This window comes from Rhodococcus sp. GB-02, assembly GCF_053470465.1.
This window is the reverse complement of the sequence record NZ_JBPUKE010000001.1, coordinates 1,300,039-1,324,681: the sequence shown is the minus strand read 5'-3', so window position 1 is coordinate 1,324,681 and position 24,643 is coordinate 1,300,039. Positions and strand designations below refer to the sequence as shown.

9 protein-coding genes, 1 tRNA gene and 1 riboswitch are annotated in these 24,643 nt (G+C 62.7%); of the genes, 6 read left to right on the top strand and 4 right to left on the bottom strand.

Going from position 1 to position 24,643, the window contains the following annotated elements; genetic code table 11:
* Window positions 1-24: 24 nt before the first annotated feature.
* From ACSW29_RS06290 to ACSW29_RS06270, 5 genes are all read left to right on the top strand, one after another.
* A complete protein-coding gene (locus ACSW29_RS06290) occupies window positions 25-525 on the top strand; it encodes a hypothetical protein (RefSeq protein WP_347871735.1) in 501 nt (166 codons plus the stop codon).
* Complete coding sequence (locus ACSW29_RS06285) at window positions 509-1,786, top strand: hypothetical protein (RefSeq protein WP_448276857.1); 1,278 nt, start codon at window positions 509-511, stop codon at window positions 1,784-1,786. The genes ACSW29_RS06290 and ACSW29_RS06285 overlap by 17 nt, the downstream gene beginning before the upstream one ends.
* Window positions 1,787-1,832: 46 nt before the next feature.
* A riboswitch (guanidine-III (ykkC-III) riboswitch) is annotated at window positions 1,833-1,895 on the top strand.
* A gap of 14 nt (window positions 1,896-1,909) precedes the next feature.
* Window positions 1,910-2,224: a DMT family transporter gene (locus ACSW29_RS06280; protein WP_230815099.1), complete on the top strand. Its 315-nt coding sequence runs from the start codon at window positions 1,910-1,912 to the stop codon at window positions 2,222-2,224.
* Between the two features lie 47 nt (window positions 2,225-2,271).
* Entirely contained in the window at window positions 2,272-3,087 is an 816-nt protein-coding gene (locus ACSW29_RS06275) for an ABC transporter (protein WP_230814902.1), read from the top strand.
* Window positions 3,088-3,565: 478 nt separating this feature from the next.
* Entirely contained in the window at window positions 3,566-4,366 is an 801-nt protein-coding gene (locus tag ACSW29_RS06270; protein ID WP_317828360.1) for a GAF and ANTAR domain-containing protein, read from the top strand.
* 92 nt (window positions 4,367-4,458) lie between these two features.
* Here the strand turns inward: ACSW29_RS06270 and ACSW29_RS06265 are convergent.
* Window positions 4,459-4,530: transfer RNA gene (locus ACSW29_RS06265), tRNA-Thr, on the bottom strand.
* A gap of 122 nt (window positions 4,531-4,652) precedes the next feature.
* On the opposite strand from ACSW29_RS06265, the gene ACSW29_RS06260 reads away from it, so the two are divergent.
* Window positions 4,653-6,080, top strand: coding sequence for a threonine/serine exporter family protein (locus tag ACSW29_RS06260; protein WP_007734361.1), 1,428 nt, complete (start codon window positions 4,653-4,655; stop codon window positions 6,078-6,080).
* A gap of 84 nt (window positions 6,081-6,164) precedes the next feature.
* On the opposite strand, the gene ACSW29_RS06255 is transcribed toward ACSW29_RS06260, so the two are convergent.
* The 3 genes from ACSW29_RS06255 to ACSW29_RS06245 all read right to left on the bottom strand — a co-directional run bounded on the left by ACSW29_RS06255 (window position 6,165) and on the right by ACSW29_RS06245 (window position 24,583).
* Entirely contained in the window at window positions 6,165-6,413 is a 249-nt protein-coding gene (locus tag ACSW29_RS06255; RefSeq protein WP_003945538.1) for an MbtH family protein, read from the bottom strand.
* A complete protein-coding gene (locus ACSW29_RS06250; protein ID WP_347871737.1) occupies window positions 6,410-7,756 on the bottom strand; it encodes a lysine N(6)-hydroxylase/L-ornithine N(5)-oxygenase family protein in 1,347 nt (448 codons plus the stop codon). The genes ACSW29_RS06255 and ACSW29_RS06250 overlap by 4 nt, the downstream gene beginning before the upstream one ends.
* Before the next feature lie 150 nt (window positions 7,757-7,906).
* The gene (locus ACSW29_RS06245; protein WP_448276856.1) at window positions 7,907-24,583 is read right to left on the bottom strand and encodes an amino acid adenylation domain-containing protein; all 16,677 of its coding nucleotides are present in this window, start codon (window positions 24,581-24,583) and stop codon (window positions 7,907-7,909) included.
* Window positions 24,584-24,643: the final 60 nt, after the last annotated feature.

Genomic DNA, 24,643 nt, shown 5'->3' with positions numbered 1-24,643 from the left:
GTCCACGAACCGGAAGGAAGCGGCATGTCACTACCTCCATCGTGGAACAGGGACTGCTTGACGTGGCGTATTCCTCTGTTCACCAATAACTCCGATCCCGGAGAGGGTCCCGGCTTCATGCCGCCGGAGTCTTGGGCACAAGCCCTCGCGGCTGTTGCCCAAGATCTGCGCTGCCTGCGATTCGGACCTGAAGTTGTTGTCGATCGTCTGATCTGGGAATTCTCGATCAACAGCGACTACAACGTCACGATCGGCTGGCAGGGCGCACGTGACATCAGCGGATTCAGCTACTTCGATGCTCTGTCGATGAATACTTCATTCGCAGAGGCCACGGTGTGGGTTGCCGACACAGTTCAGACAAACTTGGCCGGCTACGACTTCGTCCAGTGGCCCAGTCGAGGACGCCATCTGCTAAGTCCTCGACTTCATGATGGCGAGCCGGTTTGGATGGATCCGCACGGCGATGTGACGGTCAGTCGCATCGGAGAGTTGTGCGAAAATGCGACCAATGATGCAGCAACGTAGCCACGTTCAATGGGTTCGGCCTTACGGCCCCGTGTCGTCTGCGCTGGTCGGCGGTGTGGTCGCTGCGTACGCAGTGGCCGAGTCAAGAGTCGACGACTTCTCATTCTCCGACGACGGCCTCACCTCGGTGGTGATCACGCCGCAGTGGGCGGGAGCAACCGCCGCACTGGTTGCGGCGGTCGGCGTTGCGCTACTGCATCGCTGGGGACGTGGCGGATTCGCGACTGTCTTCGCTGCAGTTGGCGCCCTCGCCATCGCGCTACCAACATTCGTTTCGATCTCCGCCCAAATGTCGGTGACTGTGAATGCAATCGGGGCCGGCGCTTTCCTCGCGGCGGCGGCATTTCCGACGAACGGGCACCGCGGAGCACAAATCGCTCTCGCACTCGGGGTGATCACGACGACCCTGTACTTCGACGCCGCGGACTTGTGGCGCGATCGCGTCGCCCGATGGTCACTCACCCTTCCAGGCGATGCCTACCCCGTACCATCCACGGTTCCCGTCTGGATTCTGCTCGCTGCAACTCTTCTCGTGGGCGGAGTCGCTTCAGTCGCACGGCCAAATCAGGAGCCGGGCGACGTCGATACGCGCCTGGTGACGCTGGGAGTTGTTCTGCCCCTGGCATTCACGGCCCTGTATGCGTGGTTGGGCTCGACGTCGACATCACATGGGTCCTGGGTGACTACAGTGGTGATCGCGGTTGCCGTAACGGTCGCGCTGGCTTGGCGCTCGTCGCCACACGACGGCCGTTTCATACTCGTCGGACTGGCAGTCAGCGCGGTTTCGGTCTGCACGACCCGATTTTCCTCCGACTGGACTTGGGCGGTGCTCGCGGGCGCTGCTGCCTTGGCACTCGGCGTCGTCGTCGGCTGGAAAAGACCGATGCCCCAACTCGGACTGGGACTCCTTGGCGTGACCGCACTATCAGGATTGTCAAACAGCCCCCTGACCACGCTTTCGTACGTCGTTGTTCTACCGCTGGCGTTGGGACTGGCCGTCACGTCTTGCCTGCCTGTTGCCGTCGGGGCAGTCTCGAGCGGGGCGGTACTGCCCTTCAGTCTTACGCTGTTCTCGGTTTCAGCGACCTTCTTGGAGCCGACCGCGCAGGAATTCGGGTGGTCGAACGGTCCACTCGTCGAACACGGCCCTGTCACGGTGAATACGCCGATTCCTATGGCTGTTCTCGCTGCAACGGCGACGATCGTGGTGGCCATGACGAGCATCCATCTGAAGCGGGTTCGACCGGCGGTGGTGACCTAAATCGCCACCTGATCAGGTCGTAGCGCAGAATTCTGTTGCTATGGTTGGTTGGTCAACGACGACATCCGGACGAGCGCACCGTACCCGGCCAGCGAAAAGACGGTGCCTTGGGAGTTGTTCACCATGGCATGGATCGTGCTCGTCATTTCCGGACTATTCGAAGCTGTCTGGGCTACCGCACTCGGTAAGTCCGATGGATTCAGCAAAATGTCCCCCACCGTCGTCTTCATCCTCGGTCTGATCGTCAGTATGGCGGGCCTCGCGTATGCAATGCGCACCCTTCCCATCGGGACTGCGTACGCGGTCTGGGTCGGCATCGGCGCCGCCCTGACCGTCGGATATGCGATGGTCACCGGCGCGGAGTCCACGTCGATCGTCAAGATTCTGCTGATCCTGGGAATCGTCGGTTGTGTCGTCGGCCTGAAGGTCCTTCACTGACCGGCGATCCAGGTGGGTGTTTGTGTGTTACCGGTTACAGTTAACGCATGAAACTGCTGGAGATGCTCACGCTTCCCCTACGTGCGGGCATTGCAGCCGCAGAGATCAGTTTGGGGATCGCCGAGCTGACGGTGACGACAGTTCGTATCGCCGTCAGTAATACCGGTGCCGTCACGGCGGGCGCTGCCACCCTGGCAAGCCCCCGCGGACCCATGCAGATGATCCAGCAGTTGTCATCGCTGACTGCAGACGATCGGCCCATCGGCCAGGCCTTGGCCCCCGGTGGGCCGCTCGACCGACTGCTCTCACCTGGCGGTCCGGTCGATAAACTGACTGCACCCGACGGCACACTCGAACGACTACTCGCTCCCGGCGGACCACTCGAAAGACTTCTAGCCCCGGGCGGACCGTTGGATCGAGTGCTCGCCGAGAACGGCGCTTTGGAGCGGTTGCTCGCCCCGGACGGACTCCTCGACCGAATGATGGCCGAGGACGGCCCACTGGAGCGCCTGACAGCACAGGACGGTGCCGTCGAACGCCTGACTGCCAAGGACGGCGTCATCGATCGCGCACTGGCCGAGAACGGCATCCTCGAAACACTCTTGGCGGAGAACGGTGCCTTCGAACGGCTCATCGCCGAAGGCGGCCCGCTTGACCAGATCGTTGCACTGTCCGACACCTTGACTTCGCTGGCTCCCAACCTCGAGCGTATGAGCGCGAGCATCGAGGTGCTTCAGGAAACAGTCGGAATCCTCAGTGCTGCAGTCGGTCCGCTCGGAGAACTGGCCGGCAAGCTTCCCAATCGATGGCTCAAGAGCCGAAGCGATCGCCCAGGGCCGGACCTTCCGATCGAATCGGCATAACAAACGGTTACTCGCTGATTACGCGGTCAGTTGTTGATCACGATATTGAGATTGATGATGATTCCGCCGAAAGTCAGGATCGTGTTGGCCAAGCCGACCGTCATGCCACTGTTCAGAGCCGCGATCAGTCCATTCATCGTCGTATCCCCTTCACTGTCTACGGGTTACGCGTACAAGATTGTGCGCTGGCGCTGACAATAGGCCAAGTTCGCGACCTGCGCGCCATTGCGGAGAAAACTTGTACCTCGGTCGCAGTTTTCACGTTAACTGTTGCAGCACAACATAATTCCGAATTTGGCACACTACCCACTGATGGCCGAATCAAACATCACGATTGGGCATACGTAGCCCACCCCGCATAACCGTCCGGCCCATCAGACACTTGTCCACCGAAACAGAGTGCACAACAGTTAGTCCGGTGCAACAATGAGACGAATCGGACATGCCTGCGACGTGATGGGGAAAGGTGGTTGAGACAATGACGGCGCCGCGCATTGCCAGAGCAGAACACCGCGGCCCCACCGGGGGCCGAAATTCCGCGTCGCAGGACAGCCTGGACGCCGCCTCGGACGCCTTTCAATCGCTCTATGCGCACCTCGATCCGCATGCCCAGGCAGAGCAATTCCTCGAACAGGTCTGCAAACACGCCGTCGACCTCATCGCCGACGCCGACATGGCCGGAATTACCGTCGGCGGTTCGGATGCGACGTTCCGAACCGTGGCCGCCACCCACCAACTTGTTCGCACCGTCGACTCAATTCAATTCCGACTGGACTACGGACCGTGCGTGACGTCGTCACGCACGGGCACGGTTGTCCGTGCACATGCCAGCGAAGCCCACAGCCGGTGGCCTCAATTCGCAAGCGCGGCAAAGGTAGTCGGTGCCGTCAGTTTCTTGTCGATGCCGTTACCCGGTAGAGATCGCCCGCTGGGGACCCTCAATCTCTACAGTCACGACCTCCGGGGTTTCACCGGCGCAGACGTGGCATTGCTCCAACTGTTCGCGGTCACCTCGGCCTACGCGCTGCACAGCTCGCAGCGCCTCGACATCGCCAGAAAACACGCGATGGACCTCGAGCGTGCACTCGAATCGAGAGGCGTCATCGAACAAGCCAAAGGCATCATCATGGGCACCCACCGCGTCGACGCCGACGGCGCCTTCCGCATCCTCATCCAGGACTCGCAGCGCAGCAATGTCAAACTGCGAGTAATTGCCCAGCAGTACATCGACGGCGTGATCGACCCGCGCCAGGCTTCGAACAAGCCTGAGACCAACTGAACCTGACAGGCGGCCGAGAGACCTGGCAAACACAGCACCTGAGCAAACACAGAGGCACCCACCATATTTTCGGTGAGTGCCTCTAATTTCGGAGCCTCCTGTCGGGATTGAACCGACGACCTTTCGCTTACAAGGCGAGTGCTCTACCACTGAGCTAAGGAGGCGAAGACCGACGCGTTGCCGCGACTGACTTTGCGGAGCCATCATATCCAAGCCGTCACGGTGGCCGCGCCCGGGTCACGTTAGATAGCGTGGGCCCCATGCGCAACTCCCACTCCGCCCCCTGATGGCGAAATTCACCGAAGTACTCACACGCCTGACGGGAAACCGGCAAGCCACCGTCGACACGGTCACGTCGGCTCCCGCGCCGCTTCAACCGATCGACCTGACAGACGACGCCGTCGTCGCGGAGGTCCTGGACCTCGCGGTTCGGGTGGGCGAAGTCCTCCTCGCATCCGGAACCGCAGCCATGGACACCGCTGAGCAGGTGCAGTTCATCGCCGCCACGTACGGCCTTGCCCAGTGTGACGTCGACGTCACTTACAACTCGATTGTGCTCTCTGCCTATCGCGGTCCGACGCGGCCGCCGGCGAGCACGATGCGCATCGTCCACTACCGGTCGATGGACTTCACGCGACTGGCGGCTGTCGACCGTCTGACGCGTCGCATCCGCCGTGAGGCGATCACCCCGGACCAAGCGCACGACGCTCTCACAGCCATCACGACGGCGCCGCACCCGTACAACCGGTGGACCGCGACCATGGCCTGGGCGGCGATGGCGGCTTCGGTCTCAGTCCTGCTGGGGGGTGGGTTCCTCGTTGCCACAGTCGCGTTCTTGACGACGATGGTGATCGACCGCGTCAACCGTGTGCTGAACCGGTTCGGGTTGCCGTTCTTCTTCCAGCAAGTGGTCGGTGGTCTCATCGCGGCTGCGCCCGCCGCCACGCTCTATACCTTTCAGGATCAGTTGGGGATCAGCATCCGGCCCTCACTGGTCATTGCGGCGGGTGTGGTTGTCCTGCTGTCTGGGCTGTCGTTGGTTGGCTCGGTCCAGGACGCGATCATGGGCGCCCCCATTACAGCTGTCGCGCGATTCTTCGAAGTGGTGATGATGACGGGCGGCATCATCGCGGGTGTCGCAATCTCGTTGCGAATGACCGGGATGCTGGGTTCGACGCTTCCACCGATCAACGTCGAAGTATCGACCATCACCCAGTTGCCGATCCTCATGCTCTCCGGCGCATGTGCGTCAGTCTTCTACGCACTCGCCTGCTACGCGGAGCGTCGTGCACTCACCGCGGCGTTCCTGGGCGGTGCGGCGGGCAGTGGTGTGTCGATCTTCGTGCAGACACTCGACGTCGGCCCCGTGATCGCGGCCGCGATCGCAGCGACAGTCGTCGGTCTTGCCGGTGGCCTGATGGCTCGCCGCGCCCTGACGCCTCCGCTGGTTGTCGCGGTCGCAGGCATCACTCCACTGCTCCCCGGCCTTTCGCTGTACCGAGGCCTGTACGCGCTGCTCAACGACCAGGTACTGATCGGTTTGACCGCCTTGCTGTCGGCCTTCGGTATCGGCTGCGCCCTGGCCGCGGGCGTTACCCTCGGCGAATGGGGAGCGCGGACGCTGCGTCGTCCACGAATCCTGATGCGCGTGGACTCGCTACGTCGACCGATGGTCCGCAAGCGCAGGCGTCGAGTTCCCGTCACCGAGAAGTAAGCGTCGTTCAAGCAGAAAGAGCTGGGCACCTGACGGTGCCCAGCTCTTTTCTCTTCACTCGGAAATTTCCGAGCGGTGAGAGAATCAGCTCTCGACTGCGTGCTTTCCGCCGGCAGCCTGATCGGCTTCCATGGCTTCGCGCAGGCTCTTCGGACGCATGTCGGTCCAGTTCGCCTCGACGTATTCGAGGCACGCCTTGCGACTGTCTTCACCGAACACCACGCGCCAGCCGGCGGGGACCTCGGAAAACGTGGGCCACAGCGAGTGCTGGTCCTCGTCGTTCACCAGCACGTAGAAGCGGCCGTCTTCGTCATCGAAAGGGTTAGTGCTCATCTCGCCTCACTCGTTACGTACGTGTCTTGTGCGCCCAGACTAGCAAGCGCACCAGCTCGGTTCTGGTGGCTCAGTACCGACGCCAGAATCTCCCCCGCCCGCACTGCCACGTTCGACAGCAGCGACGACGTCAATCCGTGAGTCTGTTCTGTCCCACCCTGCAGATAGATACCGCCTGTCACGTCCTCCGTTACAGCCAGTCGATAATCCCGACTGACGTTACGCGGAACGGACGAATCCGGCACGAGTTCACCCAACAAATCGCCCAGCGGTGCCGGGGTGAAACCCGTGGCCAGAATGAGTGCGTCGCACGACAGCGTGTCCGTCAAGCCGTCGAGATTGCTACGGACAGCCAGTTCGATGCCGGATTCGGACTCCACGGCACTCGTGATCTCCGAGGCCCGACGCATGAACAGTCGCCGCGGGCCGCGGACCATCTCCTGGTATTCGGTGGCATAGAGCTTGTTGATCAGTTCGATGTCGACGACAGAGTAATTGGTACTGCGGTGCAAATCGAGAAGTCGACGTCGTTCCGCGGCGTCGGCGCCGTGCAGTTGATCGACGGCTTCGGGATCGAAGATGCGATTTGCGTAGGGGCTGTCGTCTGCCGGGCTGTAGCCGTAGCGGGCAAAAACACTGTGGACTTCGGCGTTCGGGTAGTTCGCGTGCAGGTAGTCGACGATCTCCGCGGCACTCTGACCGGCGCCGAGAACAACGAACCTGTTGTGCACGGGCTCAGGCATTGCTTCGAGGTGGAAGAGGAACTGGTGATTGTGGAAGCACCGGGACGACGGCGTAGCCCACTCCGGGATCCGCTCTTTCAGTCCGGCGCCGACGACGATGTTGCGCGCGATCACCGTTTCACCGTCGGCTGTGCGAACCGCAAAGCGATCGACCACGCCGTCGGAGTTCCTGATGCCCTCGACCCCGTCGACGGTTGTACCGAACTGCACGTCCGCGTCGACTCGCCGAGCCGCCCAGCACAGGTAGTCGTTGAACTCGTGGCGCGTGGGAAAGAAGGTCTGGTGGTTGACGAAGTCGACCAGTCGCCCCTGCTCGAACAGATACGAGAAGAAGCTGTATCCACTCTGCGGGTTGCGGAACGTCACCAGGTCCTTCGGAAACGCGATCTGCATCGTGGCACCGTCGAGCAGCATCCCGGGATGCCACGCGAACTGAGACTGCTTCTCGAAGAACCGCGCGTTCACCCGATCAACGGCTGCACAATTTGCATTGTGTTCTTCGACAGCGATGGCCAACGCAAGATTGGCCGGACCGAACCCGACGCCGACGATGTCGACCATTGCGGGTTCGGCGCTGGAGTCTCTCGGTGATTCACTCATTACAGGTAGTCCATCCCCGACGGGACGACCTGGTACGGCCGCCAATCGATGTCCCGAAGTAAGTAGCAAAGGCTACCCTTAATGAGGTGAGGGTATCAACACCGTGAGCGCTCGTATAGCGGTCGACCCCGCGGAGGGATGCGACGTATGTCATAGTTTCGCCCCCTCGCTCACGTCATCGCCTTCGACGAGTGCCGCAGCCTCGATCACGTCGACCAGCTGACCTGCCCATTCACGGACCGCGCCCGCATCGACGAGGTCGGCACGGAACCCGAGAGTTGCAAAAACTGGCCCTTCGCCGACCGGCTCGTAAAAACTCAACGTCACATCCGCATCGGGCACACCCACCGGAATCGGTACGAGAGAACCGAAGTCGCCGAGCCCGTCCAAATCGGCCTCTTGGTGATGGATCACCATCACCTGAGGTCTCATCGACGCCGGATTACCCAGTGCCTGCTCGACATACACATATGAGACGTCCTGATTGCTCAGCGCTTCCAGATTGCTTTCCCGGATGCGAGCCAGCAATTCTGCAAACGTCGGACTACCGGACGTATCCGTGCGTAGGAGAACAACATTGAAGAATGATCCGATCATCGGTTCGAGACGGGGATCCGACCTGCCCGCAACCAATGAACCGATGGGAAGATCGGTACCCGCTCCAGCCTCCGTGAGGACGCTGGCCAGTGCGGCCTGCAGGACCATGAACATGCTCGTGCCGGTGCGCGCAGCCAGAGCGTCGATCACGGCATGCAGATCCGCCTCGATGTCGACAGCGACCACGTCACCTCGAGGCTCCGAGTCACCCTCCGGCAACGGAAGATTCACACTGGTCGGTATTCCGTCGAGCACATCCTGCCAATACGCAAGTTGCTTCGACGCACGGCTGGTGCCGTCCAGGGGGTCTCCCAACAGTTCGTCGGACCACACGGTGTAGTCGGCGTACGTCAACGCCAACTCGTCCCAGATCGGTTGATCTCCCTGCGACCTGGCTGCATAAGCCGAGACCAGATCTCCCAGCAAGGGCACAACGGACCACTCGTCGACAGCGATGTAGTGCATGACGAGAAGCAGTGTCCGAGAGCCGTCTTCACCGAGCACCAGATGCACCCGCAACGGCGATTGTTCACGCAGATCCATCGGAAGTTGAGCCAGTTCGAACACCACTCGGCCAACGTCCCCGGTGCCGACATCGACCACATCGACAGTCGGTCGCACCGATTCTCTTGCCACGACGATGCCGTCGACCTCGACGAAGGTGGTCCGCAGGGGTTCGTGCCGCGACGTCACATCGTCCAAAGCGTGTCCGAGAATTTCCGGATCGATCTTCGATCTCAGGTTCAGCGCCAGAGCGTGGCTTGCTTGCGGGTGCTCGCCTGCCGCGCGGAACAACTCCCACTGACGACGTTGCGGCGCAGACAGACCCATCGTCTCCGGACGTTTCACCGCCGGCGCCAGGATCGGGCGCCCACCTTCCGAACGCGCAACGACGGCCGCCAACTCCGCAACACTCGGCGCGTCGAATACGTCTCGGATACTGACGTCCACGCCGAACGCTTCGCGAATGCGACCGACCAGTTTCATCGATGCCATCGAATGCCCACCGAGTTCGAAGAAACTGTCGTGGACTCCGACGCTCGGGAGTTGCAGTATCTCCGCGAAGGCAGCCGCGACCGTGGACTCCACTGCGGTGCGAGGAGCAACATCACCCGCCAGCTCCGACCAGTCCGGGGCGGGCAGCGCCTTGCGGTCGAGCTTTCCGTTGGGCGTCAACGGCAGCGGACCGTCAAGGGCGACAACCATGGTCGGAACCATGTAGTCGGGCAACGACACTGCCGCGAGGTTCCGTACTGCCGTCGTGTCGACGACAACACCGGGTTCCGGTGACACGTACCCGACCAGGCGCGTGATTTCGCCCTGCCGATCCGCGACGACCGTCGCCTGCTTCACCGACGGATGGGCACTGAGAGCTCCGATGATTTCACCCAACTCGATTCGGAAACCACGTATCTTGACCTGATCGTCCACGCGGCCGAGGAAGTCGATGTTCCCGTCCGAACGCCACCGCGCGCGGTCCCCGGTGCGGTACATGCGATCGCCCGCGCCGAAGGGATCTGCGATGAATCTCTGTGCCGTCAGATCGAATCGGCCCAGGTACCCTCTGGCCAGGCCGCGGCCCGCGATGTACAGCTCGCCGGATACCCCCGGCGGAACCGGACGCAGTTGATCGTCGAGCACGTACGCCTGTTCGTTGGGATCGGGGATTCCGATGGGCACAGCGCCGTTCCAACCCGGCTCCGCCTGCCACAGTGTGTTGTTTACCGTGGCTTCGGTGAGTCCGTACGCGGCAAGCAAATTCAGCCGCTCCGCCCAGCGCCCGATCAGCTCCGGCGGCACCGTCTCGGTTCCGACCAACACGGTGCAACCCTGCGGCACTTCACATCCTTCCGGCAGGGCGGCCAGCAACGAGGGAGGGATGATCGCGTGGGTCACACAATTGCGCGTCATGAAATCCGTGAGCGCCGGACCGGCAACCCGGGCGTTCTGCGGCACGATCACCAGGGTGCTGCTCGTGCACAGCGCCATGGCCAACTCGAATACCGCGACGTCGAAGCCGACCGAAGCGAACTGCATCACCACCGAACCCGGTACCAGTCGCATCCGAACCTCGGCTGTGGCAACAAGGCTCGGGATACCGTCATGGGAGAGGACAGCTCCCTTCGGCTTGCCGGTCGATCCCGAGGTGTAGATGACATACGCCGCGTGGCTGACGCCGACTGGTGGCCTGGGAGTTTCGACGATCACTGCCTCGTCCAGTTCCCTACGGATCAACGGATCGTCCAGAAGGATTCGCTCGACGCCGACCACATCGTCGATTCGAGAACTCTCCTCGGAGGTGGACAGCAGTAGCGAGGCGCGGGAATCGGTGAGCATATACGTGATGCGCTCGCTCGGATGACTCAAGTCCAGGGGGAGATACGCTGCCCCCAGCTTGAGCACGGCGAGGACCGACGCGACCATCTCCACCGAGCGCGGGACGGCAAGTCCCACCACGTCTTCGACCGACACTCCGTGCCGATACAGCAAACCGGCTATCCGGTCACACTGCTCGGAGAGCTCGCGGTACGTGACTTGCCCCGCCTCGTCGCGCACCGCGATCGCCTCGGGTGTAGCAGCGACCCCCCGAGCAAAAGCGTCGTAGAACGTTTCTTCCGGCACGTCGACGGCGTTGTCGTTGAACGAGGTGACAACCTGTTCGAGTTCGCCTGGCAAGAAGATGTCGATGTCACCGATCTCGATGTCGGCCGATTCCACGACTGCCGCGATCACCGATTCCAATCGGTTCGAAATTCGCTGTGCGGTTTCGCGATCGAAGAGGTCGCTGCCGTATTCGAGCCGGACGTCGATGCAGCCTTCGTCGCCGAGGTACTCGGTGAAGCTGAATACCAGATCGAACTTGGCCGTGTACTCCTCGAGTTCGAACGGATCCCCGCCCATCTCCTCGCGGCTGTGATAGCCGACCATGACCTGGAACAGCGGGTTGCGTGCCAAAGTGCGCGACGGATTGAGGCGTTCCACCACAGTTTCGAAGGGAACGTCGGCGTTGGCGAAGGCCTCGAGGTCTCTCTCGCGAACGCGATCCACCAACTCCCGGAATGTCGGGTTACCCGACGTATCCGTGCGCAGCACAATCGTATTGACGAAGAAGCCGACCAAGTCGTCGAGCCCCTGTTCACTACGTCCGGCTACGGGAGCGCCGAGGGGAAGGTCCTCACCCGCTCCGAGCGCAGTCAGCAACGCCGCCGAGGCCGCGTGCAGGACCATGAACATCGAACTCTGGCTCTCGCGCGCCAGATCTCGCAGTGCGGCAGTTGTGTCCACACCCAACCGTGTTACCACTGCGCCACCGGAGAAACTCGGTCTGGCCGGTCGGCTCCGGTCGGTGGGAAGCAGCAGTTCTTCGGGGGCTCCGTCCAAACTCTTCGCCCAGAACTCCAACTGCGTGCTCAGGACACTCAACGGATCGTCGGCGCTGCCGAGTAATTCCCGTTGCCACAGGGTGTAGTCCGCGTACTGAACCGGTAGCGGTTCGAAAGCTGGCTCCTCGCCCTGAATCCGAGAGGAGTAGGCAGACATCAGATCGCGCAGGAACGGTCGATCGGACCATTCGTCCGTTGTGATGTGATGCAGGACGATCACGACGATTACGGCACCGTCGACTCGGATCAGACGGGCGCGAATCGGAATCTCGTTCGAAAGGTCGAACGGACGGCCCACTGCCACTGCAACTTCACCGGCGACGCCGGATTCCCGTGAATGAACTGTCTCGACCGGAACAGTCGCCGATTCAAGAATAATCTGTTCCGGTGTTCCGTCCACCAACCGGAACACCGTACGCAAGGATTCGTGTCGTTCAACGACGTCGCCCAGCGCCGCGGCGAAGACGTCCGCGTCCAATGCACTGTCCAAGCGGAGCACGATCGGGAAGTTGTAGGCCGCGGAGTTCTCCCCCATCTGTCCGATCAGCCACAATCGCTGTTGAGCGGCAGAAAGTGGAAGGTGGTCCGGCCGCGGCTTCGCTACCAGCATCGGTCGCGTCGATCCCTGCTCGGCCACAATGCGTTCCGCGAGTTCCGCGACGGTGGGTGCTTCGAAGAGATCACGCATGGTCAGACTGTTCGGAATGGCGATCCGAGCTCGACTGATCAGTTTGGTGGCCAGAAGCGAGTGCCCACCGAGGTCGAAGAAGTTGTCGTCGACACCGATGTCGTCCACATCGAGTACGTCGGAGAAGAGCTCACAGAGAACCTCTTCCGTGTGGTTACGCGGTGCAATCGACTCCCCACTCCGCTCCCCCAGCACCGAATCGGCCGTGGGCAGTGCCCTGACGTCGAGCTTGCCGTTGACGGTCATCGGTAGCGCCTCCACCTCGATCACCACGGCCGGAACCATGTAGTCGGGTAGGAGAACTCGCGCCTGCGCGCGGTAGTCGTGCGCGACGCCGAGGCGCACCGGTGTCACGTAGCCGACGAGCCTCTTGACTCCGCCCGCCCCGACGTCGACCACGACCGCTGCTTGCCGCACGTGCTCGTCGGATTCGAGAACGGAGACGATTTCGCTCGGCTCGATCCGATGACCTCGGATCTTCACCTGGTCGTCGGTACGGCCGAGGAAGTCCAGGTTGCCGTCACCGCGTCGCCGCACCAGATCGCCCGTGCGGTACATACGTTCCCCAACCCCGGCAGGATCGGCGACAAAGCGCTCGGACGTCAGCGCGAAGCGTCCGAGGTAACCGCGAGCCAAACCGGCTCCGGCAATGTACAGTTCGCCGGCAACTCCGTCGGGGACCGGACGAAGCCAGCCGTCGAGAATGTGCGCGGTGGTGTTCCAGATCGGCTTTCCGACGGTCGGGGTGTCGCTGTCGGACGTTCCGCCGCCGAGAGTGTTGATCGTGTATTCCGTCGGTCCGTAGAGGTTGTAACCCACGGTTCCTTCGGTGTCGCGCAGCTTGTTCCACACCGAATCCGGAACGGCTTCACCCCCGAGCAGGACAAGCGGCGGACGGTGTTGTCCCACACCGTCGTCGAGAAGTCCGCTGTCGATCAGGTGCGTCGCGTAGGTCGGCGTCACGTTGACGACGTCGATGTCCTGTGCGTCGCAGTACGCAACCAACGCCTCGGCATCACGACGCAGGTCCTCGTCGCAGATGTGCACCTCGTGGCCTTCCACGAGCCACAGAAGTTCCTCCCATGACATGTCGAAGGCGAAGGACACGGTGTGCGCGATCCGCAGGCGTCGGCCCGCCGCGGCGATCACCGGTTCGAAGATCGCCTCGCGGTGGTTGAACTGCATGTTCGTCAGGCCGCGGTAACCGGTGACCACGCCCTTGGGCTTGCCGGTCGAACCGGAGGTGTAGATGACGTACGCGGGGTGGTCGAGTCGATGCGGTGTCCCCGGGGCGAATGCTCCGAGTTCCGACGCGGAGAGTGCCCGCGCCGAGATCGTCAGTCTCCTTGCTGCTGTATCGGGTTCGTCGATCACGATAGTGCGGACGTCCGCACCTTCGAACCTCGGTGAGGCGGCAACGGTTGTCAGCAACACGACAGGATCCGCGTCGTCGATCATCACGGCCAACCGTTCGGCCGGATGGTCGAGTTCGAGGGGTAGGTAGGCAGCACCCGTGCGCAATACCGCGAAGAGCGCGACGACCATGTCCACCGAACGTGGTAGGCCAAGAGCGACAATCTTTTCCGGGCCGGCGCCGTAATTGATGAGCAACCGCGCCATCCGGTTGATCTCGCCGTCGAGATCGGCGTAGGTCATCCGGCGCTTCCCGAACACGAGTGCCGTGTCGTTCGGTTGCGCCGACGCGACTTCTTCGAACAGGTCGGCAATGGTGCGCTCCGGCAACTCCCGGATCTGCGTCTGCTGCGCTACTGCGGGAACCGGAGACGCAACAACCGATCCCGTCATGTCCTGCGACCAACTCCGCAGCAGATCGACGAAGTGACCGAGCAGGTCCTCGGCTCGACGTGCCGTCACCAAATGCGGATGGAACTCGAACTTGACGTTGACGGTGGTGCCCGGTGTGACCACGACGGTCAGCGGATAGTGCGTGTGATCGATGCTGTCGCTGCCGCTGACGTCGTGGGCGGCATTGAGAGCGTCTACTTGCTTCTCGTCCACGAAGTTCTGCAGGACTATCAGCACGTCGAACAGTTGACGATGCTCGGAAACACGTTGGATCGCTGCCAAGCCGAGATAGTCGTACGGCATCAGCGAAAGTCGATCCGTCTGTGTTCGACGAAGAAGTTCCTCGACGCTCTCGTTCGGATCCAGTTGCAGCCGAACGGGAACGGTGTTGAGGAACATGCCCACCACGGTGTCGATTCCCGGCACTTCGGGAGGCCTTCCGGCAACCGTGGAGCCGAAGACGACGTCCGGTCGACCGGAGGCCGACGCCAGCACCAGGGCCAGCGCTGCATTCAGTATCGTGTTGAACGTGACGCCGGACGCGGCAGCGCGCTCACGCAACGCACGCGAAAGCGATTCCGACAGAATCGCATCGCGTCGATCTGGAAGCTGACGTTCGGCGCCTGGCGCCGCCACGGCAACAAGCGTCGGCTCCTCGAGTCCTGCCAGCGCTCCGCGCCACCCCTCGTCGGCGGCTGCACCGTCGCGGTCGGCCAACCAGGCGAGGTACGTCTCGAACGCCCCCTCGGGTTCGCCGAATGCGCTGTCGTCACCGCCGGTATCGTAAAGCGCCAGAAGCTGACTGACGACAAGGCCGTTGGACCAACCGTCCCACAGCAGGAACTGCCTGTTGATCACCAGGCGATCGTGCCCGCCAGGCAGATGCAGCACGGTCATACGCCACAGCGGCGGCGCGGTCAGGTCGAATGGAGTCACTCTGTCTTGGGCAGCAATGCCGTCGGCGCGCTCACGAGCAGTCGAGTCGTCCAGTTCACGGAGATCGTGGACGGCAACCGGAACGTCGAGTCCCGCACTGAAGAACTGCACCGGCTCGTTCAGGCCTTCGCTCACGAATCCCGCACGCAGGGTGGGATTTCGTCGTTGAAGTGTCCGGGCGGCCGCAGTCAACCTGTCTACGTCGAGCGTGTGCCCGAAGTCCATCGAGAACTGTGCCGTGTAGATGTCCCCGCCAGCGCTGTCACTGCCGCCTGAGTATCCCGCCTGGAAGTACAGGCCCTCCTGCAAGGGTGAGAGCGGGAGGATGCTGCTGACACCTGCCGGACTCGCATCGGCTATCGCGTCGATCTCGGTCTGACTCAGGTCGAGCAACGTCACATCGGACGGGGTCAGAATGGGAGGCCCGGCGTGACGCGCGGCCGCAGCCGCCAGATCGCCGAGCGCCGAAACCCAGCCGTCGGAGAGTGACTGCGCGTCCTCCTCGGACAAATCTTCACTTGCCCAAGCGAAGTCGGCGCGAAGCTCCGAATCCACACTGACGACATTGACGATCAGCCGGTACGGGCCTCCCATGTCTGCGTCGGGATCGGTGGACATGGCTTCGGATTCCGCGGCCAGGGACCATGCGGTCGATCCAACAGCCGCCGAACGTCCAAGGTAGTTGAACAGGATCTGAGATTCGGAGCGCGCCGCCAATGTCGTTGCCGTGCGGGCATTTACGTATCGCAGCATCCCGTAGCCGATACCGCCGTCCGGAGCCGCCCGCAGGCTCTCCTTCACCTCGCGTAGCGTGTCCACCGGGTCGGTTCCGCCGTGCAGTCGCATCGGGGCAATCGTGGTGAACCAGCCGACTGTTCGCGACAGATCGGTTCCCGGAACCAACTCCTCGCGGCCGTGCCTTTCGAGATCGACCAGCAGTTCGCGCTCACTGCGGCCGGTAGAACGCCGCCAGCGATCGACGGACATCGCCAACGCGGCCAACAGAACATCAGTTCCTTCGGCACCCACCAGTGCCGCAACCGATCCAAGTGCCGCCTCGGAGATTGCTCCGTCAACCGTGACCGTGCGCCTCGAACCTCCGGATACAACGGCATAGCCCTCGACACCGGGTATCAACTGCGCGCCCGGAGCGGTCACGGTCAACCAGTGATCGAGTTCGGCAAATCGATGAGCGCTGTATGCGTGTTCGGCCACCGTACGGGAGAAGGTACGCAGCGAAGTTCCGACGGCATCCAGTGCGGTAGGCTCTCCGGCTTCGACTGCCACCCAGGCCATCGCGAGATCCTCGAGCAAGGTCGCCCAAGAAACTCCATCCACGACCAGGTGGTGTGCCACTATCGCGAGTCGGCCCAGATTCTCAGCGCCACAATCGAACCAGACCACCGAGATCATCCGCCCTGCAGACGGATCCAATCGGCGGGTCGCTGCTTCCGAGTGCTCCGCAATGAGCGTTCGCAACTCGGAATTGCCCAGCCCCCGAGCGTCGACTCGTTCGACGACGTCCGCTGCCCGGACACTACCGGGTTCCTCGACCCGTGCCGACCACATGCCGCGGTCATGACGGATCAAGGTTTGGCGGAGTCCGTCGTGGTGATCGAGCACGGCTTGCAATGCGTCGGTGATCGATTCGAGAGATGTTGCCGGAGAGTGGATCAGAACTGCCTGGTTGAAGCGATCGGTACCACCCGCCCATTCGGACAAGCGGTGAACCACAGGCAGCGGAACCAGCTCACCCACGCCGATGTCGGCCGTGACGGTGGCATCCGAAGTGACAACATCACCCACTGCTGCGGCGATCGCAACAGGAGTGCGCAATTCGAAGATCTGACGCGGGGTCAGTACTACCGAATCACGACGAGCCAGGTTGACCAGTCGGATCGCCAGGATACTGTCGCCGCCGAGAGTGAAGAAGTCGTCGCGCACCCCGACTCGAGGCAGGCCGAGAACCGTCGCGAAATGCCCGGCGAGGAGGTGTGCAACACCTGAAGAGACACCTCCCACCGTTTCGCCTACCTGTGCCGCGAAATCCGGTGCAGGTAGCGCTTTTCGGTCGAGCTTGCCACTCGGGCTCAGCGGCAGTGACTCGAGCCGCACGAAGGCGCTGGGCACCATGAACTCCGGTAGCACCGACAACAACTTAGCTCGAACCGCAACATCATCAGCATCTCCGACCAGGTAGGCGACCACTTGTGCGCGGTTGCTCGGACCGTCGGTTCGGACGATCACGGCACTTGCCGTGACTCCGGGGCACAGCGCCAATTGCGCTTCGATTTCGCCGAGTTCGATTCGGAATCCACGAACCTTCACCTGCTCGTCGACACGGCCGAGATACTCGAGAACACCGTCGGCATTCCAACACACGATGTCACCGGTCCGGTACATCCGCGAGCCGCCGTCGCTGTACGGATTCGCCACGAATCGTTCGGAGGTCAATCCCCCACGTCCGTGGTAACCACGCGCGAGTTGTGGCCCTGCCAGATAGAGCTCACCGGTGGCACCGGCCGGGACGTTCTGCAGGTAGGGATCGAGAACCAACAGGCCGGTGTTGGCTGCAGGTGCGCCGATCGGGACGCTGACGGCGTCTGCCGGAGTTTCCTGCACCGACGGCTGCCAACTGACGTCGACGGCGGCCTCGGTGGGGCCGTAGAGGTTGTCCACCAGAGTATTCGGCAGGATCTCGGCGACCTTGCGTGCAACGTGAACGGGCAGTGCCTCACCGCTGCAGTTGACGATCTCGAGCGAAGAGCACAGTGCTGCTTTCGGCTCCGCGAGAAACACGTCGAGCATCGACGGAACAAAATGCACTCGGGTCACGGAATGTTCGACGATGACGTCGGACAGATAGCCAGGGTCCTTGTGCCCGTCCGGCTCGGCCATCACGAGAGTTGCCCCCACCAGGAACGGCCAGAAGAATTCGGGAACGGAGACGTCGAAACTCGACGGGGTCTTCTGGAGCATCCGGTCGTTGGCATCCATCGGACGTATCTGCTGTGCCCAGAGCAATCGGTTGACCACACCCCCGTTGGTGACCACAACGCCTTTGGGACGACCGGTCGAACCCGAGGTGTAAATCATGTACGCGGCATCCGCGGGCGATCCTGGGACACTCAGCGGATCGGCGGGGAACTGCGCCGACTCCGATACCGTCACCCGCGGAACCGAACCCGAATCGAGTGAAGAATCTTCCGACACCACGACGCACACAGGATCGGCGTCACCCAGCATGTACGTCAGCCGCTCCGCCGGGTAGCCGGTGTCGAGGGGAACGTATGCTCCCCCGGCCTTTCCGATGCCGAGTATCGCGACCATCAGTTCGATCGAGCGCGGCAGGGCAACGGCCACCAACGATTCGCGTCCGACGCCCCGTTCGCGCAACAGACGCGCAAAACGATCGGCGCGAGAGTGAAGTTCAGCGTAGGTCAATACCTCGTCGCGGAAGATCACAGCGGTGGCTTCGGGCGCACGCTCAGCCTGATCCCGCAGCAGCTCGGTCAGCGTTGCACGCGGCTGGTCCAAGACCATACCGACACTCCCCGGCTGGGCAGGTGCCAGCGCGATCCGGCCGATCACCTGTTCGAGATCGCGGGAAAGCTCTGCGAGCACGACTGCAAGAGCTTCGGCCAGCGCCTGCGCGGCGTTGCCGTCCACCTGAGCGGCGTCGTACTTCAGCTCCAACGCCAACCGATCGCCTGGAACGACGATCAGCGTCAGTGGGTAGGCCGGTCGCTCGTCGAATCGAATTCCCTTCAGTCGCACCGAATCTGTCGGATCAGCGATTGCCGTGTCACCGAGGGGATAGTTCTCGAACACGACCAGCGATTCGAAGTTCTGCTCCAGTCCGCCGGTCCGTCGCAGTTCGGGCAACCCCACGTACTGATGGTCGAGTAGCTCCGACTGTTCATTCTGCCAACGAGAAAGTGCTTGCGAGGCAGGCTCTGCGGGGTCGAAGCGCAATCGGGCCGGCACTGTGTTGATGAACAAGCCCACCATGGTCTCGATACCGGGTAAATCGCCGCCGCGCCCCGATACGGTCGAGCCGAACAGCACGTCCGTTCGGCCGGCCATTCGGCCGAGCACCAATCCCCAGGCGCCATGCACAAGTGTGCTCAGCGTCAGGCCGTGTGAGCGTCCGTTGGTCGTCAGTGCACGAGTATCGCTGTCGGTCAGTTCGACTCGGGTAGCGTGGATCCCGCTGCTGCCGGTGCTCGGGGCGGGTAGTTCGATGGCGGGACCGGGAGAGTTCAGTGCTTTCTCCCAGACTGCTGCCGACGTCTCGTGATCGTGACCGGCCAGCCATTCGAGATAGCTGCGGTACGGCGCCGGACTCGGGAGCACGACGCCGGAATCTCCGACGCCGTACAACGCCATCAGTTCCCGCAGCATCACCGGGACCGACCATCCGTCTGCAACCGCGTGGTGAATCGACTGCAGCAGAAGGTACTTCTCCGAAGATGCACGGACAAGCGTGTAACGGACGAGTGGCGGTTGCGCGAGGTCGAACCCACGCGCACGGTCGGCGGAGAGCAGTTCATCCACATCGGCGCCGGCCACCTCGACTACTGCCATCTCCACGACGACGCTCGGGTGCACCACCTGCACCACCCGGCCGTCACCCAGGACTGAAAATCCGGTGCGCAGCGCCTCATGCCGATCGACGACAGATTGCAGCGCACGGTGCAGCGCCGCACTGTCCACCGCTCCGGACAGCTCCACAACCTGTTGCACGACATACTGATCCGCCCCCGGATCTGCAAACGCCGAATGGAAATAGATCCCTTCCTGCAGCGGAGTGAGTGGGAGAATCTCTTCAGCCTTCGGCAACTCGTCCACATCTGCCTGAGTGAGCGCCACCAGAGGGTAGTCCGAGGGTGTGGCGCCGCCAAAGGCTGCGAGCCCGGACACGGCCTTGAGCGAGTCCAGCCACAGCCGCGCAAACCTGTCGATGTCGCTACGCAGGAAGATGTTCGACGCCCAGGTCAGGGTGGCTCGCAGTCGTGGCCCACCGGCGGCGTCCTCGGCTACGACGTCGACAGACAACGCGTGTCCCAACGGCATGGACGGATCGGCAGCACCGTCCACCGACACCGGGAACCAGTCCCCCTCCGCTGCGGCAGTGCGTCCCAGATAGTTGAGCACTACCTCAGGCGCTGCGACGCTACCCAACTGATCCGAGCTGCCGAGGTATCGCAATGCTCCGTACCCGAAGCCGGCGTTCGGGACCCGTCGAAGTTGTTCCTTGACGCTCTTGAGAACCCCCGCCAGATCGTCGGTCGCGTCGAGATCTGTAGCGGCTGTACCGATCTCGAGCGCAACCGGGAACACCGTGGTGAACCAACCGACAGTACGTGTCAGGTCCACATGCGCAGCGCCGTCGCCGCGAACGATGCCTTCGTCGCGTCCGTGCCCTTCCAGGTCAATCGTCACCAATCCGGCCCCGCTCCAACGGGTCAGCGCCACGGCCAGTGCGGTGACCAGCACTTCGCTCACATCGGCCCCGAACGCCCTTGGGACACTGCCCAACAACTGATCGGCGAATTCCGGAGACAGGGTGATCGATCGCGCCGCAGCGGTGCGCGCGAGGTCAACTGCCGGGTCGAGTGCCCGACGGCCGAGAGATGCCCCTTGTGCGGACGTCACCCAGTCCCAGAACTCGATTTCCGAGTCCAGTCGCCCGGCTCCGACCGCCTCCGAGACGAGTTCGGCGTACCTTCGCACCGACGTGCCGACCGGAGCGAGTGCGGGTACGTCGCCATTCATCGCTGCGATGCCGGCGCGCGCGAGGTCCTCGAGGATGATGCGCCACGAGACGCCGTCGACCACCGCGTGGTGGATGACAAGCAACAGCCGTCCGGGACCGGTCACAGGGCGGAACAGAACAGCGCTGACCATCGTGCCGCCGGCCGGATTCAGACGGCCGACAGCTCGCTCGGTCTCGGCGAGGATCAACGCTCCGCATTCTTCAAGTGGCGCCGGTAGTGCACAGGTCTCGAAGACCACAGCCGCGTCGTTTGTCTCCGGAACAAGCAGCGTTCCTTCGGAAGTCAACGTCGCACGAAGTGCATCGTGGCGCGCCACCAGGGCGTCGAGCGCCGCCTGGACATGCTCGGCAGTCAAGGCTGACGGGGTCTGAATCAGCGCTCGCTGGTGGAAGGTTCGTACTACATCCGGCGTCCCGAGGGCCTTGGCGGCAATCGGCGTCGTGGCTACGTGGCCGATCGGTTGGTCCGCGTGGTCGACGATCTCAGCCGTTCGGCCGGACTGGGCACGCGCCATGGCCTCTGCGGTGCGCAGTTGGAACACCTCGCGTGGACTGATCGACAAACCGGCCGCACGAGCCGCGGTCACGAGTGAGATCGCGACGATGCTGTCGCCGCCCAGTGCAAAGAAGTCGTCGGTCACGCCGACCGAATCGAGGCCGACAGCCGACGCGATCAACGTGCAGAATTGTTGTTCAACTTCGTTTCTCGCGGCGACATGCGCACTCAGTTCGGCGAGATCGGGCTCGGGAAGTGCGCGGCGGTCGAGTTTGCCGTTGGCCGTGAGCGGAAACTCCTCGAGGACGGTGACGGTGGTCGGGACCATGTAGTCGGGCAGCTTGCTCGCCGCCCACTCGCGAATGTCCCGCGAGTCGATTGCGAGGTTCGTCCCCGACGCTGCACTCACGTAGGCGGCGAGATACTTTGCGCCTGTGGGTGCTTGACGCACCAGAACTGCCACGTGACGCACTCCGGGGTGCGAGATCACGGCGGCTTCGACATCCTCGAGTTCGAGACGCATGCCACGGATCTTCACCTGGTTGTCCGTGCGTCCGAGGAAGTCGAGGGTGCCGTCTGCGGTCCATCTGGCCAAGTCACCGGTGCGATACATCCGGGATCCGGCCAGATCGCCGGAAACAAAGGGATCCGCGACAAAACGAGATGCGGTCAATGCCGTCGCACCCACGTATCCGCGTCCCAGCAGGAAACCCGCCGCGTAGAGTTCGCCGCCCGTGCCGACCGGAACCGGCTGCAGGTCGCCGTCCAACACGTACAGGCGAGTGTTGGGGTTCGGGCGCCCGATGGATGTGACGATTCGTTCCGCGTCTTCGCGGTAGATCACATGGGAGACACCGATGGTCGCTTCCGCCGGCCCGTAGCCGTGATACAGCGTCGTGGACAGTTGGGCGCGGAACCGATCGAAGAGTTCAGGCGTGAGAACCTCACCGCCGCACCACACATGCTTCAACGAAACGAGCTGATCGCTCCCGTTCGCCAGGTCCAAAAGGATGTCGAGCATCGACGAAACCAGGTAGACGAAGGTGACCGATTCTCCGGCGATAAGGTCGAGCAGGTATTGCGGGTCGCGTTCCCCCTCGGGCTTCGCGATCACCAATCGACCGCCGGATACAAGCGGGAGCAGGATCTCGTTGATCGAGATATCGAACGAGAGTGGAGCTTTGAACAGCGAGGCATCGCCGGACCCGAACCCGAGAATCCGCTCCCGCTGCCACAGCAACCTTGCGCAGATTGCCTCGTGGCGGATCATGGCGCCCTTTGGACGACCGGTCGAACCGGACGTGAAGATGACGTACGCCAGTTGGGCACCGTGAATACGAACGTCGGGTGCCATGACCTCGGACAGGCGCGAAGGCCCGTCCTCGTACGCCCACGCGGAGAGATCGACCGGAACGGAGTCGTCGGCACCGTCGGAGGTGAGCACCAGTATGGCACCGGCATCGGCGAGTACCGATTCGCGGCGCTCTGCGGGCCACGACGGATCCAACGGCACGAAGGCGCCACCGGCGCACATGACGGCCAACAACCCCACCACCATCTCGGCGGATCTCGGAAGCCCGATCGCCACAACGGTTTCGGTTTCCACACCGCGAGAGATCAGGTGCGCGGCGAGCTGCGATACCCGAGATTCGAGTTCGCCGTATGTCAGCCGGACGTCGCCGTCGACCACAGCGACGGCGCCCAGATCGGCAGAGAAGCTGCTGCGCAACAAATCCGGCACCGTCGTGACGGGCTGCGGCTCTGCAGTGTCGTTCCACCCGTGGAGCACGAGTTCTCGCTCGGCCGGAGCCATGGGGTCGAGTGCCGAGACCGGAAGCTGCGGCTCGGCCACGAACCGATCGAGGAACTGTTCGATTCTGGCGGTGTGATCAGCCAGTTCGCGGTCGAATCCGGCCGGCACGCGGACGTCGATTTCGATCGGCTCCCCGTCCTGACCGCCGCGCACACTCAGATCCAGGTCACTGACTCGACCGGTTACCGAATTGCGCACGCGCACCGGGCAACCGCCGAAGGTGAGTGTGTGTTCGAACATCATCGAGTTGATACCGGGGCCGAAGACCTGACGGTCGGGATCGATCGCCCGAATGTCGCGAGCAAGATCCTCACCTCGGTACCGCCCGTGCTTGAGAATCGAGATCAGGGCGGTGTCGAGACGAGTTGCCAACTGGCCGATGGTTTCCGAGCGTTCTACCCGAATACTCAGCGGCAAGATCGTCGACGCCATCGAAGGAGTGCGACGCATGTCGCGCCCCACCCGAGCGGCCATCGGTACCGAGACGACAACGTCGTGTTGTCCGGTAGCGCGTGCAATGTACGCGATCAGCGCGGCCATGGGCAGGCGAGTTCGTCGAATCCCGGCGTCACCCGCATAGCGATAGAGCTGTGCTGCACGATCGGCATCGAGCGTGAGCATCGCCGAGATCGGCGGCAGCGAATCATCGACCTGCCCATGCAGAATCCGCGTCGCTTCCGGTCCTGCTTCAACTCGCTCCACCCAGTACTGACGGTCGAGCAGGAACCGTGGAGAGTTTCGATATTCCAGATCGGCCGCAACCACCGCATCGAGTGGCCATAGCGGCGCAGAAGTCTCGAGATTCGGATCGTCGTACCGTTCGGCGACGTCGGCGACGATGAGCGAGATGCCGTACCCGTCGACCACACTGTGGTGATAGCGCTGGTACCAGATGACTCGGTCGTCAGCGGTCAGCAGAAGTGTCTGACGGAAGAGCAGATCGTCCGCCCCGAAGACCCGAGCCATGTCGGTGTCCATCCACAATTGCGCAGCCGAATCGGGATTCGGCTCGCCCCGAAGGTCGAGTACTTCCACTTCCCAGCGCGCCTCCGGAATCGGCACCTGAATCAGCCTGTTGTCGGCATCCACCCGAAAGTGCACGAACAGCGCTTCGACGCGTCCGACAGAGGCCTTGATCGCCGCTGCCGCGCGGTCGACGTCGATCGTCCCGTCGACCTCGACGACAAGTCCGATGTTGTACACCGGACTGTTCGGATCGACGTTCTGAGCAACCCACACCTCACGCTGAGCGGCCGTCGCCGGGAGCGCTGCATCCAGATCGGCACCGCCCGATACCGCTGGGTGAGCTACCTGAGAGTGGTCAGACATCGAGAATCCGATCATCGTCGTTCATGCTCATCGAACGACGAACACCCTCGCCAGTTTAGG

Coding starts and splice junctions, on each gene's coding strand:
- ACSW29_RS06280 (WP_230815099.1), top strand. CDS start 1,910: ATGGCATGGATCGTGCTCGTCATTTCCGGACTATTCGAAGCTGTCTGG.
- ACSW29_RS06275 (WP_230814902.1), top strand. CDS start 2,272: ATGAAACTGCTGGAGATGCTCACGCTTCCCCTACGTGCGGGCATTGCA.
- ACSW29_RS06290 (WP_347871735.1), top strand. CDS start 25: ATGTCACTACCTCCATCGTGGAACAGGGACTGCTTGACGTGGCGTATT.
- ACSW29_RS06285 (WP_448276857.1), top strand. CDS start 509: ATGATGCAGCAACGTAGCCACGTTCAATGGGTTCGGCCTTACGGCCCC.
- ACSW29_RS06260 (WP_007734361.1), top strand. CDS start 4,653: ATGGCGAAATTCACCGAAGTACTCACACGCCTGACGGGAAACCGGCAA.
- ACSW29_RS06255 (WP_003945538.1), bottom strand. CDS start 6,413: ATGAGCACTAACCCTTTCGATGACGAAGACGGCCGCTTCTACGTGCTG.
- ACSW29_RS06245 (WP_448276856.1), bottom strand. CDS start 24,583: ATGTCTGACCACTCTCAGGTAGCTCACCCAGCGGTATCGGGCGGTGCC.
- ACSW29_RS06250 (WP_347871737.1), bottom strand. CDS start 7,756: ATGAGTGAATCACCGAGAGACTCCAGCGCCGAACCCGCAATGGTCGAC.
- ACSW29_RS06270 (WP_317828360.1), top strand. CDS start 3,566: ATGACGGCGCCGCGCATTGCCAGAGCAGAACACCGCGGCCCCACCGGG.